Below are 14,591 nucleotides of genomic sequence, written 5' to 3' on the forward strand. Positions count from 1 at the left end.
GCTATGACGCCAAAGCTAGTAAAAGCCGAGAAGAGTGTATGCTACGATGCTACACGTGTTTTAGATAATTGACGTGTAAGTTGGTATAACTCCCGTAACGTGTCTGCAATTTCTGGATTTTTAAGGGTATTATTCTCAAAATTGCCAGAGCTATCCGTCATAACTACGGTGTTGCAATGCGTGCAAGTAAGTTCTACAGTTTGGTCTGAATTGGTTTTAGAACGAACATAATTGTGGCCAAAAACGGCACAAGGTAGGGGCTTTTTGTTGGTAGGTTTCATAGGTTTGGGGTGTTTTGGGGAGGACAATTTATATAAATCGTGAGAAATATAGGTTAAAACGCATAATTTTTCGACGAAATGCATTAAATTTTTGTAATATCATGTCGTTTAGGTCCTTATGAACGCTCTTTTTTAGCCTAGGATAGCGTATTGAAGTCCTGAATGAACTCACCTAAATGGTTGGTTTTGAATAAGAAAATAGCTGAAATTACAGTTTGTTTATAGGGTTGTACTTTGGAATAAGATGGAATAAATACGTTAAATGCATCGTATTTAAAAAAAGGATAATATTTTTGCAGTATGATTGAAGATAAAAACCCACAGCGAACTCCTTTAAGTGAATTAGGAGAGTTTAAATTAATAGAGCATTTAACTGAGCATTTTACAGTGACTCAAAAATCGACCGTAAAAAGTATTGGTGATGATGCTGCCGTTCTAAACTTTGATAAAAAACAAATTGTAGTCTCTACAGATTTATTGGTAGAAGGTGTGCATTTTGATTTGACTTATGCTCCTTTAAAACATTTAGGTTATAAAGCTGTAGTGGTTAATCTCTCGGATATTTATGCCATGAATGCGATGGCTACTCAAGTTACAGTCTCTATTGCGGTGTCTAACCGATTTCCCTTAGAAGCTTTAGAAGAGTTGTATGCTGGGATTACGATGGCTGCCAAATATTATAATGTAGACGTTGTTGGTGGAGATACTACATCTTCAACTTCGGGTTTAATTATTTCGGTAACCGCTATTGGTGAAGTAGAGAAAGGGCACGAAGTGTTAAGATCTGGTGCTAAACCTAACGATCTTTTAGTGCTTACGGGAGATATAGGAGGCGCTTATATGGGCTTGCAAGTTTTAGAACGCGAAAAGCAAGTTTTTAAGGTGAATCCTCAAAATCAGCCCGATTTATCGATGTATACTTACATCATTGAACGTCAATTAAAACCAGAAGCCCGTAAGGATATTGTGGAGCTTTTAAAAGAGTTAGACGTGAAGCCTACAAGTATGATTGATGTAAGTGATGGTTTATCTTCTGAAGTGATCCACTTATGTAAACAAAGTAAGGTTGGGGTTGATGTGTATGAAAATAAAATTCCTCTAGATCCGCAAGTGATTGCCACTTGTGAAGAATTTAATATTGATAGTACGACGATTGCTTTAAGTGGTGGTGAAGATTATGAATTGCTCATGACCATTTCACAAGAAGATTTTCCGAAAATAAAAGGGAATCCTAATTTAACGATTATAGGATATATCACCGATGAAGATCGTGGGATGCATTTGGTAACTCGTGGAGAGGAAAAAATTCCGATTATTGCTAAAGGTTGGAATGCGCTTACTGATGATCCAGCGTAAAAAGTTGCTGTCGCTTTTTTAAGCGCTTCTTATGAATGCGATGTAAAATTTTATTGATTTCTTTGAATTTCGGGGTGAGTGGTGTCAGGGCACCATCGCCATTGATGGTCATTTCTGTCTTGCAATGTTTACATTTGTATTCTTTTACGTGATAGGTCACTTTTTTGGACACCTGATATCTATGACCAAAGAGTGAACAGTAAATGTTTTTCATTAACTGGAATTCTTAGGGGTTGTGCATCTTATTGACAGGGCTTGGAATATAAGAAAAATAGGCGTTAGTTTGGGATTTGCACCTAATAAATCGACGAATGGACGGTTTTTCGCTTTAAACGCATTAGCTTATGGTTGTAAATTCGCTCTAAAGCCAAATTAATGTCTTGGTGTTTAGGGGTTAGAGCCGTAAGTTGACCATTGCTATCGGTAGTGAGTTGTTTTTTACAGCAAGTACAGGTGTACTCTTTTACATGATTGGTGACTTTTTTGGTAATCTCGTAATTATGACCAAATAAATCACAGTAGATTTTTGTAGGCGTCATATCTAAATTATTACAATAAAGGGGTTAACGTATGAAGTAAACCTACGCAATAAATGAAGATAAAACGTTAAAAGGGTTTATTTTTCGACAAACTGTAAGATATTGTAAGTCAATTCTTTCTTGTTTTCAATATAGCTCATATGTCCTTCAGAAAATTCTACATAAGTAATGCGGCTGCCTTCAATAGTTTTTAAGACCTGTTCCCTATTTATAAGCTGATCTTTTTTTCCGGCGATGATTAATTGCTGTCCTTCTAAGTTTTTAAAAACCTCTAAACGATTAGGTCTTAGTTTCATCCCTTCTTGTGCAGCAATGTAGCCTTGTAAGGGCGTTTGTAAAGCTTCATTTAAGGCGTTTTGGTAAGCCTCTTTATATGTGGTTTTGCTTTCTTCAGAAAATAAATTAGCAAAAGAGAGTTCTATAAGGGTTTGGTAGTTGTGTTGCGCCATTTTACAAGCCCGGGTTCTAATCTGTTGCCTTTCTGGAGTATCGGCTTCAAAAGTAGAATTCATCAGGCAAAGGCCTTTAAACAACTCTGGCTGTTGTTCAGCTAGGGCTAAAGCCACATAAGCTCCCATAGAATGTCCTATAAAATGTGCCTTTTCCACTTGCTCATGTTGTAATACGGCTAAAACAACGTCTGCCATAGTTTCCATACGATGCACGTAACCCAGGCATTCGGTTTCACCATGACCTAAAAGGTCTATACTTATCACTTGGTGTGTTTTGGTTAAGGCGGGTAAAATCGGTTGCCACATTTTTAGGTTTTCTAAAAAACCATGAAGCAAAACAACCGGTGACCCTTCACCTTCAATCGTATAGTGAACCTGACAATTCTTGTAGTTTATAATCATAAGCGCAAAGATAACTGAAGCAAAGTTTTTCAACCGTAATCCTTATAACATTTTAGTATCTTTGAAGGCTTTCTATAACTAATTCTATAACTCATGAGATTAAAGGCTTTATTTTCATTTCTATTACTTATTACACTTTCCTTCGGGTATGCTCAAATTGAGGACAAGCAACTCGATTCATTAATCGTGGAAACTTTAAGCACCTTTAAAGTGCCTGGTATTTCAGTAGGGATTTATAAAGATGGCGAAATTGTCTATGCTAAGGGGCATGGTCTAAGGTCTTTAGATAATAAGAAAGCGATGAATGCTGAAACCTTAGTGGGGATTGCTTCTAATAGTAAAGGATTTACCTGCTTTGCTTTGGCTATGATGGTCGATGCTGGAAAACTTAATTGGGATGATAAAGTCAGAACTCATATTCCCGAGTTTCAGTTGTCTGATCCTTGGGTAACTGAAGCCTTTACAGTACGCGATCTCGTTACGCATCGCAGTGGGTTGGGTTTAGGTGCTGGTGATTTAATGTTCTTTCCGGAAGGCAGTGATTTTACCGTAGAAGATATCATTTCTAATTTGCGGTATTTAGAGCCTGAAAGTTCCTTTAGAAGTACATTTCAATACAATAACAATATGTTTATCGTGGCAGGTGAAGTTCTAAAACGTGTAAGTGGCATGACTTGGGAAGCCTTTATTGAGTCTCAAATATTATCACCTGTTGGCATGACTAATAGTAAGGCGTCTTATAACCGTGTTACGGACCGGTCTAATATTATTGAGGCGCACACTAGAGCGGAAGGTGAGGTTATTCAGATTCCTCATGATTGGAGCGCAACAGCAAATCCTGCAGGGGGAATTATTAGTAATGTACCCGATATGTTAACCTGGGCGGCGTTTTTAATGAATGATGCCGTGACTAACAATGGTGAACGTCTATTAAGTTCAGAGCAATTGCATGAGCTTTGGCAATTACAGACGCCATTACATGTGTCTCCGGATGATGCCTATGATGCACATTTTAAAGGTTATGGTTTAGGTTGGTTTTTGTCTGACGTTAAAGGTGGTTATAAACAAGTATACCATACCGGAGGTTTATTAGGGACCGTAACACAATTTACAATGATTCCTGATTTAGATTTAGGGATTGTGGTCTTAACCAATCAAATGAATGGGTCGGCCTTTAATACCATAACAAATACAATTAAAGATGCCTATCTAGGATACGAAAATAGAAAATGGTTAACGACCTATGGAAACCGTAATCGTGCTTTTATTCAGTATAATGATAGTATTAAAGCGGAAGTTTATAATCGTGTAAAAGCGGCAGAAAAATTAAAAGGTCTACCAAAACCTAAAGATATTGTGGGGACGTATACGGACGATTGGTTTGGGGATGTTCATATTACCTATAACGCAAAAAAAGGCTACACTATTAAAAGTGAAAGATCATCAAGGTTATCGGGGCAATTGTTGCCTTTAAATGCCACGACGTTTGTGGCAAAATGGGATAATAGAAGTTATGATGCTGATGTTTATGTAAAGTTCACTTTTGATGCTCATGGAGAGGCGGTGTCTGCAACAATGAGTTATATAGCACCTATTACCGATTTTAGCTTTGATTTTCAGGATCTAGAACTTAAGAAAACGAAATAAGTGGATATTCGGCAAAAAGAATTACTCATCACGAGTTTTGGATTGTTCTCTTTATTTTTTGGAGCGGGCAATCTTCTTATTCCACCATTATTAGGCTATCAAGCAGGTGAGAGTTGGTTTTTGGTGACCCTAGGATTTATGATCACGGCGGTGGTCATTCCTATTTTAGGCATTTTGGCGCACGCTAGACTGCAAGGGACCTTGTTCGATTTTGGAAAAAAGGTGTCTAAGTCCTTTAGTATTGTTTATTGTATTCTAATCTACCTTATTGCTGTTGCTATTCCGTCGCCTCGTACTGCTGTAGCAACCCATGAGATTGCTGTATTTCCTACGTTTGGTACTACGCCTTTGCTAACAAGTGCTGTGTACTTTTCTTTGGTCTTGATTTTTGTGCTCAACCGAACTAAAATTTTAAATATTATCGGGAAGTTCTTAACGCCTTTTATTGTTATACTGCTATTGGCGGTTATTGGAATTGCCTTAATGTCTTCTGAATTTTCAACAGGAGTTGCAATGTCTGAGACCCCAATGATTACAGGGTTTTTAGAAGGGTATCAAACGTTTGATGCTATTGCCTCTGTGGTTGTTGGTGCAGTGATTATTGTGTCTATCAATTTTGATAATATGGCCGTGGAAGCCTACGGCTCTAAGCGAACTCTAATTCGAAAATCGGGCTTTATCGCAGGTTTAGGTCTTTTTGTCATATATGCTGGTTTAATTGCGGTAGGGGCGTATTATAGTTCAGATATTACTATTGATACCGGATTGAGTAATGATATGCAACGTGCTAATTTATTGCGAGGTATTAGTATTTCGTCTTTGGGCGAATTTGGTAATGCCGTATTGAGTGTTTTAATTGCTTTGGCCTGTTTAACCACTGCGATAGGGATTGTAGCAGGAGCGGCAGATTATTTTAAAGGCTTATTTCATAACTCTCAAAGGGTTTATGTGGTAACGGCCGTATTGGCTTGTGTCTGTGGTGTGATTGTGGGGCAACTCGATTTTAAGGCTATTATACAAGTCGGAATTCCGGTGTTATTGTTTATTTATCCGATTACCATTATTCTAATTTTGCTCAATATCTTATCTGAAAAATGGGCGAGTCCTTTGGTGTTTAGAGGCGTTGTTATGGTGACGGTGTTATTTAGTATTCCCGATGTCCTTGGTTTTTTAAGTCCTTCCGAAGGTGTTTCAAAACTAATTTCCTTAATTCCATTGGCTCAATATAGCTTGGGTTGGGTTTTACCGGCGCTTTTTACTTTCTTTTTAATTTCTGGATTACGCGTGTTAGGACGTTCGTCTGAAGCTTAGTTTTAGTAAATTTTATTCGAATTTAACCTGTTTAAAGTCCGCTTTTAGAGTGTCTTAGGCTGTATTAGTTTCAATTGTGTTATATATTTAACAATATGTGTAAAAAATAACTATTTTTTTTATTTTTATGTTTATTTGAAAGTCCGCCTCTACATTTGCGGTATAAAAATAAAAGTTATGTTAGTATACAAGTTTGGAGGTACGTCTGTAGGTTCTGTTCTTAACATGAACCACGTAAAAGAAATTATCAGTACAGGAGGTAAGAAAGTTGTAGTGTTATCAGCGATGTCTGGTACCACAAATGCCTTGGTTGAAATTTCAGGTTTAATTAAAGCGAAAGACACAGCGCAAGCAGAAAAACAGATTAAGACCTTGCAAGCTACTTATGTTGCTACGGTGCAAGAGTTAATTCAAAATGAAACCCTTGAGCAAGATACGCAAGACTATGTCGCTTCTATTTTTAAGGCTTTATTAGAAACGGTTACACAGCCTTATTCGCAATGGCTTCACAATACTATTGTGGCTAATGGTGAACTGCTTTCTACGTATATGTTTAGTCGCTTATTGCTTCAAGATGGTGTCGATGCGGCCTTGTTGCCGGCTTTAGAATTTATGCGTATCGACAGATCTAGTGAGCCTGATAATTTTTATATCAAACAAAATTTAGAGCGTTTAATTGCTCAAACTCCCGATGCTGAGGTTTATATTACACAAGGCTTTATTTGTTTAGATGCCGATGGTGTTATAACCAACTTACAACGTGGTGGAAGTGATTATACCGCAACGATTATAGGTGCGGCGATTAAAGCTGATGAAGTTCAGATCTGGACTGATATTGATGGGTTCCATAATAACGACCCACGATTTGTAGAAGATACCAAAGCGCTGTCTCATTTGTCTTATGACGAAGCTGCAGAGTTGGCTTATTTTGGAGCAAAAATTTTACATCCACAAACGGTAATGCCGGTTTGTACTTTAGATATTCCGTTAAGGTTGAAGAACACGATGGATCCTGATGCTCATGGGACTTTAATTACAAACCAAGTTCATGGTGAAGGTATAAAAGCCATTGCGGCAAAAGATAATATTACAGCTATAAAAATTAAGTCTGTACGTATGCTTTTGGCTCATGGGTTTTTAAAGAAAGTCTTTGAGGTTTTTGAAAAGTATGAAACGTCAATAGATATGATTACCACGTCCGAAATTGCCGTGTCTCTTACTATTGATGATACGACGCACCTGGAGGCGATTGTAGAGGAATTAGAGAAGTTTGCTACCGTGGCTATTGATGATTATATGAGTATTGTCTGTTTAGTAGGAAATCATATTATTTACCATCCAGATACGCCAGAATTGTTTCAGGTATTGCAAGATGTTAATGTCCGCATGATTGCTTACGGCGGTAGTAATAATAATATTTCGCTACTCGTAAATACCAGTGATAAATTAGAAACCCTACAAAAATTACAACGTTATGTTTTTGAAGAAAGTGTAGTTGCACTTTAAGACCACACATAACGCTATAAAAAAAAACCAAAACATGAAGATGTTTTGGTTTTTTTTATTGTGTTTAATCGGCTGTATTAAGCTTCATTCATAAGCGTTTCAATCTCATCTGCTTCAATAGGAATATTGCGCATTAAGTTAAAAGGTGCTCCACTATCTTGTATAACCACATCATCTTCTAAACGAATACCAAATCCTTCATCTGGAATATAGATACCAGGCTCAACTGTAAATACCATATTGCTTTGCATAGGTTCGTGTAGTATACCGTAATCATGAGTATCTAAGCCCATATGGTGAGAGGTACCATGCATAAAGTATTTCTTATACGCTGGCCAATCTTTATTTTCGTTTTGTACATCGGCTTTATCTAAAAGTCCAAGACCAATAAGTTCTGAAGTCATTAGTTTACCAACTTCCACATGGTAATCGGCCCATATAGTGCCAGGAACTAACATTTTTGTTGCTTCATTTTTAACACGGTTAACGGCGTTATAAACTTCTTTTTGACGTTTAGAGAAGGTTCCTGAAACCGGAATCGTTCTACTCATATCACTCGCGTAGTTAGCATATTCCGCACCAATATCTAATAGAATTAAATCGCCAGCTTTACACTGTTGGTTGTTTTCAATATAATGCAGAACATTGGCGTTGTTACCAGAAGCCACAATAGGGGTGTAAGCAAAGCCTTTAGAACGGTTGTTTAAAAACTCGTGCATAAATTCGGCTTCAATATTATATTCCCAAACTCCAGGTTTTACAAAGTTTAAAAGGCGTCTAAATCCTTTTTCTGTAATGTTACAGGCTTCTTGTATAAGGTCTAATTCAATCTTGTGTTTTACGGAGCGCAAGCGTTGTAAAATAGGGTTACTTTTTTCAACTTTATGTGCAGGGAATTGTGCTCTTACCATTTTATTAAAACGATCTTCACGCGTTTCAGTAGCAGTGCTAGCACGGTAATGTTCGTTGGTATTGATGTAAATCGTATCCGCTTGAGACATGATCTCTTTCATAACACGATCGAAATCTTGAAGCCAATAAACGGTTTTAATTCCTGAAGTTTCAAGGGCTTTCTCTTTGGTTAATTTTTCACCTTCCCAAACGGCGATATGAGCGTTTGTTTCGGTTAAAAATAAAATTTCACGGTGCTTCGGGTTTGGACATTCTGGGTAAAGGACCAAAATGCTTTCTTCTTGGTCTACACCACTTAAGTAAAATATATTCCTATCTTGTTGAAAAGGCATTGTGCTGTCAGCACCGATCGGGTAAACATCATTAGAGTTAAACACAGCTAAGCTGTTACTAACCATCTTATTTTTGAAGTTTTCTCTATTATGTATAAAGAGATCGGCGTTAATTTTATTGTATTTCATGATATGAATTTTAATTGAATTACAAAGCTAAGGTTTTATTTAGCCAATACTAAAAATACGCGATTTGGATGTGTAGTTTTTAACATTTTGTAAATTTAAAGGCTTAGACGATCTTTTTCAGGTGAAAGAGGTCTTATTTCAGCTTAAAAAACGTGTTGATTATAAGGACGCTAAAAGACTTTAAAAAAAAGTTACGCTAACGTATTCGTTCCCTATTTACGGGGCTTACGGCGATTTTTTTGATGGCGTAATTTCGTCTCAATTGGCAGAAAGTGATATTAATCATATTCTGCCACTGTTAGGGACAATACATTTGTTGGATGAACTGAAATTTTAATATAATTGCTATAGTTTATGGACTTTATTTTAGAATTGCTTACTAAAGATTACTTCGTATTATTCCTGGTTATCGGCTTCGGGATTGCCTTAGGGAATGTACGGATTAGGGGAATCAGTTTTGATACCTCGGCGGTTATATTTGTGGCAATTTTCCTCGGTTATCTTTATAATTTATACGGAGTTCATTTTAGTATTCCTTCTATAATTCAAAGTGTAGGTTTGGTGTTGTTTATCTATACCATAGGGATGCAAGCCGGTCCTTCGTTTTTTAGTTCGTTTAAAGAACAAGGAACAAAACTTATTCTTCTAGCCAGTACAACGGTTATTGTTGGGGGACTTACGGCAGTTGCTATTTCATACCTCTATGATGTAGATATGAATATGATGAGTGGTTTGTTAACCGGAGCCTTAACCTCTACACCAGGTTTGGCAGCGTCTATTGAGGCGTCTCAGTCGCCATTAGCGTCAATTGGCTATGGTATTGCTTATCCGTTTGGTGTGTTAGGTGTTATTTTGTTTGTGAAGTTAGGACCTACCTTGTTTCGAGTTAATATAAAAGAAGAGGAGAAAAAGTACAAAGACAGTGTTAGTCTTAATACGCCTATGGTGATTAATAAGAACATCATTATTTCTAATGAAAATGTCAATGGGAAAACCATCAAGGAATTGCGTATTCGTTTTATGACGAAGGCGAATATTTCTCGTATCATGAAACCCAATCAGCTTCCTATTTCCCCAACCAGTGATACCATTTTAGAAACTGGTGATATTATTAAAGCCGTAGGTACCGTAAATGCTTTAGACCGTATAGAGCTGTTATTGGGAAAGGTGACCGATGTTGAAATTCCGCGAAGTGGCCGTTACGATATAAAATGGTATGTGGTGAGTAATGATTCTGTGGTGAATAAAACCATCCAAGAGTTGAATCTTCTAGAAAACTATTCTGCAACCATAACTCGGATTAGAAGAGCGAGTATAGATTTAGCACCACACCCAACAACGCGTATTAAGTACGGTGATAAAATATTGGTGTCTTCATCTAAAGGAAACGTACCAGCGGTAACACAATTGTTTGGAGATAGTTTAAAACGTATTGGTCAGACCAGTTTTTTACCTGTCGCCTTTGGGATTGTTATTGGGGTTTTAGTGGGTGCTATTGCCATTCCGCTTGGAAATTTACATTTTAAATTAGGCCTAACAGGAGGTGTACTTTTAACGTCTATTTATTTAAGTTGGCGTGGTAAGTTTGCTTCTGTAATTTGGAATTTACCAGGGCCAGCCAATCAGATATTACGTCAATTTGGACTCTTGTTATTCCTAACGCCGGTAGGCTTAAGTGCAGGACAAAGTTTAGTGGCGGCTATTGAAGCACATGGACTTATTTTGTTTTTATACGGAGCGTTAATTACGTTAATACCTATGTTGGTTACGGTGTTGGTAGGGCGCTTTATTTTCAAAATTAATTTTCTGTCTATTTTGGGGGCTTTAACAGGAGGGATGACCTCTACTCCCGGATTAAGTGCAGCGGATTCTATGACCGATTCTGAAGCGCCGCAAACGGCATATGCTACGGTTTATCCGGTTTCTTTAGTCCTAATTATTATTGTTGCCGAGATTATGGCACTACTTTAAGGTGTGAATTTTTATCCTTATTTTTAAACCTAATAATTGTTAAGGGCCTGTTAGGGGCTTGGTTTTTAGGGTGATGAGGTTGGTTAGTGTTTTTGTTGAAATTCTCCTACTTAAATTCATTCTAAATAAATTAATAATGAGACTGTGTAGTTGTCTAAAACCCAATTGCACTGTATCTTTGTTTAACTAAATTAATATAAGCTACAATGAGCGGAATTCTTAATTCGTCGATTGGAAGAAAATTTGCCATGGCACTTTCGGCTTTCTTCCTAATGATTTTTGTCTTACAACATTTTGCAATCAATTTACTTTCTGTATTAAGTCCAGATACTTTTAATGAAGTATCGCACTTTATGGGAACCTTTTGGGTGGTTCAATTTGTTATTCAACCCATTTTAATTATCGGTGTTATTTTTCACTTTGTAATGGGATTTGTTCTTGAAATCAAGAATAAAAAAGCAAACGGTGTTAATTATGTGAGAAACAATGGGGCTGCCAATTCTACATGGATGAGCAGAAACATGATTTGGAGTGGTGGATTTATCCTCGTCTTCTTAGTGATTCACTTTATTGACTTTTGGTTTCCAGAAATGAATACCAAATACATCGTTGGAGATATGTCTGGTTTACACAATGGTGAATTTAGATATTTCCACGAGTTACAAGAAAAGTTTGTACCTATTTGGAGAGTTGCACTATACAGTTTAGGGTTTGTGTTTTTAGCACTACACCTTTTACATGGTTTCGATTCGGCTTTTCAGTCAGTCGGTGCAAATAATAAATATACCAAAGGATTAAAGGGATTCGGAAAAGCGTATGCAATTGTTATTCCAGTAGGATTCATTTTTATTGCATTGTTTCATCACTTTAATCATTAAAATACATCTAATATGGCTTTAGATTCAAAAGTACCAAAGGGTCCAATTAAAGATAAGTGGACAGACTATAAAAATAAAATTAACCTTGTAAACCCAGCAAACAAACGTCATATCGATGTTATCGTTGTGGGTACAGGTTTAGCTGGTGGTTCTGCTGCAGCAACTTTAGCAGAGTTAGGCTATAATGTAAAAGCATTTGCTTACCAAGATTCACCTCGTAGAGCGCACTCTATTGCTGCTCAAGGGGGAATTAACGCCGCTAAAAATTACCAAGGTGATGGCGATTCAACCTATAGATTATTTTACGATACTGTAAAAGGAGGCGATTACCGTTCTCGTGAAGCTAACGTTTACCGTTTAGCAGAAGTATCTGCCAATATTATTGATCAATGTGTGGCTCAAGGTGTTCCTTTTGCACGTGATTATGGTGGATTACTAGATAACCGTTCTTTCGGTGGGGTTTTAGTCTCTAGAACATTTTATGCTAAAGGGCAAACCGGACAGCAGTTATTGTTAGGGGCTTACTCTGCAATGAACCGTCAGATTGCACGTGGTAAAATTGAAATGTTTAACCGTCACGAAATGCTAGACGTTGTTATTGTAGACGGAAAAGCAAGAGGTATTATTGCTCGTAATTTAGTTACAGGTGAAATAGAAAGACATTCAGCACACGCGGTTGTTGTAGGTTCTGGTGGATATGGAAATGTATATTTCTTATCGACAAATGCAATGGGATCTAACGCTACTGCAGCTTGGAAAATTCATAAAAAAGGAGCGTATTTCGCAAATCCTTGTTACACACAAATTCACCCAACGTGTATTCCACGTTCTGGGGATTACCAATCGAAACTGACTTTAATGTCAGAATCATTAAGAAATGATGGTCGTATTTGGGTTCCTAAGCATATGGAAGACGTTATGGCGATTAGAGAAGGTCGTAAAAAACCTACCGATTTATCGGAAGACGAACGCGATTATTACCTAGAAAGACGTTATCCTGCTTTTGGTAACTTAGTACCACGTGATGTTGCCTCTCGTGCCGCAAAAGAGCGTTGTGATGCAGGTTACGGTGTTAACCAAACAGGAGAAGCAGTATACTTAGATTTTGCTTCAGCTTTTGAACGTTACGGAAAAGAGCAAGCAAAAATTCAGAACATACAAAATCCTACACCAGCTAAGATTAAAGAACTTGGTCAGGCTATTGTAGAAGCTAAATACGGAAACTTATTCCAAATGTACGAGAAGATCATTGATCAGAATCCGTACGAAACCCCAATGATGATTTATCCGGCAGTACACTACACAATGGGTGGTGTTTGGGTAGATTACAACTTAATGACTACCATTCCGGGATGTTACTGTATTGGAGAAGCTAATTTCTCTGATCATGGTGCTAACCGTTTAGGAGCTTCAGCCTTAATGCAAGGTTTAGCGGATGGTTATTTTGTGTTACCTTATACCATTGGCGATTATTTAGCTGATGATATTCGTACTGGAAAAATTCCAACAGACAGCAAAGAATTTGATGAAGCAGAAAAGGAAGTGACAGACCGAATTAATTTCTTCGTGAATAATAAAGGAACTAAATCCGTAGATTATTTCCATAAGAAATTAGGTAAAGTGATGTGGGATAAGGCTGGGATGTCTAGAAACGCTCAAGGTCTTACAGAAGCGATGGCTGAAATTAAAGCGATTAGAGAAGAGTTTTGGAAAGAGGTTTCTGTACCAGGAGGTGCAAATGAAATGAATCCTGAACTTGAAAAAGCAGGTCGTGTTGCAGATTTCCTAGAATTAGGAGAATTGTTCGCTAAAGATGCCTTAGTTAGAGCAGAATCTTGTGGAGGACACTTTAGAGAAGAATCTGCAGAGTTAGATGGTCCTCAAAAAGGTGAAGCGAAGCGTAATGATGAAGAATTTGCGTTTGTATCCGCTTGGGAATATAAAGGAGAGCCTTCAGAAGCGATTTTACATAAAGAACAACTAGAATTTAAAGATATTGAACTAAAACAACGTTCATACAAATAAGAAAGACGATATGAATTTAACACTTAAAATTTGGAGACAAAAAGACTCAAATACAAAGGGTCAAATGGTCGATTACAAAGTTACTGACATTTCAGAGCACATGTCTTTCTTAGAAATGATGGATGTTTTAAATGAACAGTTGGTAAATTCAGGTGAAGAGCCTGTAGCCTTTGATCACGATTGTCGCGAGGGAATTTGTGGTATGTGTTCTATGTATATTAATGGTGAGGCTCATGGTCCTGATAGAGGGGTAACCACTTGTCAATTACATATGCGTATGTTTAACGATGGCGATACCATTACTATTGAGCCGTTTAGAGCAGCAGCTTTCCCGGTAATTAAAGATTTAGTTGTAGACAGAATGTCTTTTGAACGTATTCAGCAAGCTGGTGGATATATTTCAGTAAACACTTCTGGAAATACGCAAGATGCCAATAGTATTCCTATTTCTAAGCATGCTGCAGATGAAGCTATGGATGCAGCAACCTGTATTGGATGTGGTGCCTGTGTAGCGAGTTGTAAAAACTCTTCAGCAATGTTATTTGTTGGTGCTAAAGTATCTCAATATGCCTTATTACCACAAGGTCAAGTAGAAGCTGCAGAACGTGTACAAAACATGGTAGCGCAAATGGATTTGGAAGGTTTTGGTAACTGTACAAATACCGGAGCTTGTGAGGTAGAGTGTCCTAAAGGGATTTCTTTAGAGAATATTGCACGTATGAACCGTGAATATTTATCGGCTAATTTAAAAGGTTAAGACCATAGAATTACGGCTTCTAATAAGAAGACGTTAAATGAACTATAAATCCCAAGCATAATGATGTCTTGGGATTTTTCTTTTCTTATATTT

The 14,591-nt window shown here is 37.3% G+C and carries 13 protein-coding genes; 8 read left to right on the forward strand and 5 right to left on the reverse strand.

Features of this window, described 5'->3' with window-relative positions; translation table 11 throughout:
- Positions 1-41 precede the first annotated feature (41 nt).
- On the reverse strand, positions 42-281 hold the full coding sequence (locus tag ACFQ13_RS14540) for a hypothetical protein (RefSeq protein WP_386118585.1): 240 nt from the start codon (positions 279-281) through the stop codon (positions 42-44).
- 300 nt (positions 282-581) lie between these two features.
- Between ACFQ13_RS14540 and thiL the strand changes: the two genes are divergently transcribed.
- Complete coding sequence (gene thiL / locus ACFQ13_RS14545) at positions 582-1,637, forward strand: thiamine-phosphate kinase (RefSeq protein ID WP_386118587.1); 1,056 nt, start codon at positions 582-584, stop codon at positions 1,635-1,637.
- Here thiL and ACFQ13_RS14550 read toward each other — a convergent pair.
- The 3 genes from ACFQ13_RS14550 to ACFQ13_RS14560 all read right to left on the reverse strand — a co-directional run bounded on the left by ACFQ13_RS14550 (position 1,618) and on the right by ACFQ13_RS14560 (position 3,030).
- Positions 1,618-1,851 carry a hypothetical protein gene (locus tag ACFQ13_RS14550; protein WP_114308232.1) on the reverse strand — a complete coding sequence of 78 codons (234 nt, stop codon included), beginning with the start codon at positions 1,849-1,851 and terminating at the stop codon, positions 1,618-1,620. The genes thiL and ACFQ13_RS14550 overlap by 20 nt on opposite strands.
- Before the next feature lie 82 nt (positions 1,852-1,933).
- A complete protein-coding gene (locus ACFQ13_RS14555) occupies positions 1,934-2,176 on the reverse strand; it encodes a hypothetical protein (protein WP_114308233.1) in 243 nt (80 codons plus the stop codon).
- 77 nt (positions 2,177-2,253) lie between these two features.
- Positions 2,254-3,030 (reverse strand): alpha/beta fold hydrolase, encoded by a 777-nt coding sequence (locus ACFQ13_RS14560; protein ID WP_386118590.1) that lies wholly within the window; start codon positions 3,028-3,030, stop codon positions 2,254-2,256.
- A gap of 93 nt (positions 3,031-3,123) precedes the next feature.
- On the opposite strand from ACFQ13_RS14560, the gene ACFQ13_RS14565 reads away from it, so the two are divergent.
- The 3 genes from ACFQ13_RS14565 to ACFQ13_RS14575 all read left to right on the forward strand — a co-directional run bounded on the left by ACFQ13_RS14565 (position 3,124) and on the right by ACFQ13_RS14575 (position 7,494).
- Positions 3,124-4,677, forward strand: a complete 1,554-nt coding sequence (locus ACFQ13_RS14565; RefSeq protein ID WP_386118593.1) for a serine hydrolase — start codon at positions 3,124-3,126, stop codon at positions 4,675-4,677.
- On the forward strand, positions 4,678-5,988 hold the full coding sequence (gene brnQ, locus ACFQ13_RS14570) for a branched-chain amino acid transport system II carrier protein (protein WP_386118595.1): 1,311 nt from the start codon (positions 4,678-4,680) through the stop codon (positions 5,986-5,988).
- 177 nt (positions 5,989-6,165) lie between these two features.
- Positions 6,166-7,494, forward strand: a complete 1,329-nt coding sequence (locus tag ACFQ13_RS14575; RefSeq protein ID WP_386118601.1) for an aspartate kinase — start codon at positions 6,166-6,168, stop codon at positions 7,492-7,494.
- Positions 7,495-7,571: 77 nt separating this feature from the next.
- Here the strand turns inward: ACFQ13_RS14575 and ACFQ13_RS14580 are convergent, their stop codons facing one another.
- Entirely contained in the window at positions 7,572-8,867 is a 1,296-nt protein-coding gene (locus ACFQ13_RS14580; protein ID WP_114308238.1) for an aminopeptidase P family protein, read from the reverse strand.
- Between the two features lie 354 nt (positions 8,868-9,221).
- Here ACFQ13_RS14580 and ACFQ13_RS14585 point away from each other — a divergent pair, with 354 nt between their 5' ends.
- The 4 genes from ACFQ13_RS14585 (at position 9,222) to ACFQ13_RS14600 (ending at position 14,498) form a co-directional block, all read left to right on the forward strand.
- Entirely contained in the window at positions 9,222-10,838 is a 1,617-nt protein-coding gene (locus ACFQ13_RS14585) for an aspartate:alanine exchanger family transporter (RefSeq protein ID WP_386118606.1), read from the forward strand.
- A 206-nt stretch (positions 10,839-11,044) separates the two neighbouring features.
- Positions 11,045-11,716 (forward strand): succinate dehydrogenase cytochrome b subunit, encoded by a 672-nt coding sequence (locus ACFQ13_RS14590; protein WP_114308240.1) that lies wholly within the window; start codon positions 11,045-11,047, stop codon positions 11,714-11,716.
- Between the two features lie 12 nt (positions 11,717-11,728).
- Positions 11,729-13,741: a fumarate reductase/succinate dehydrogenase flavoprotein subunit gene (locus tag ACFQ13_RS14595; protein WP_386118609.1), complete on the forward strand. Its 2,013-nt coding sequence runs from the start codon at positions 11,729-11,731 to the stop codon at positions 13,739-13,741.
- A gap of 10 nt (positions 13,742-13,751) precedes the next feature.
- Complete coding sequence (locus ACFQ13_RS14600) at positions 13,752-14,498, forward strand: succinate dehydrogenase/fumarate reductase iron-sulfur subunit (RefSeq protein ID WP_114308242.1); 747 nt, start codon at positions 13,752-13,754, stop codon at positions 14,496-14,498.
- Positions 14,499-14,591: the final 93 nt, after the last annotated feature.

It is taken from the genome of Winogradskyella rapida (genome assembly GCF_042675845.1).
Lineage (GTDB): Bacteria > Bacteroidota > Bacteroidia > Flavobacteriales > Flavobacteriaceae > Winogradskyella > Winogradskyella rapida.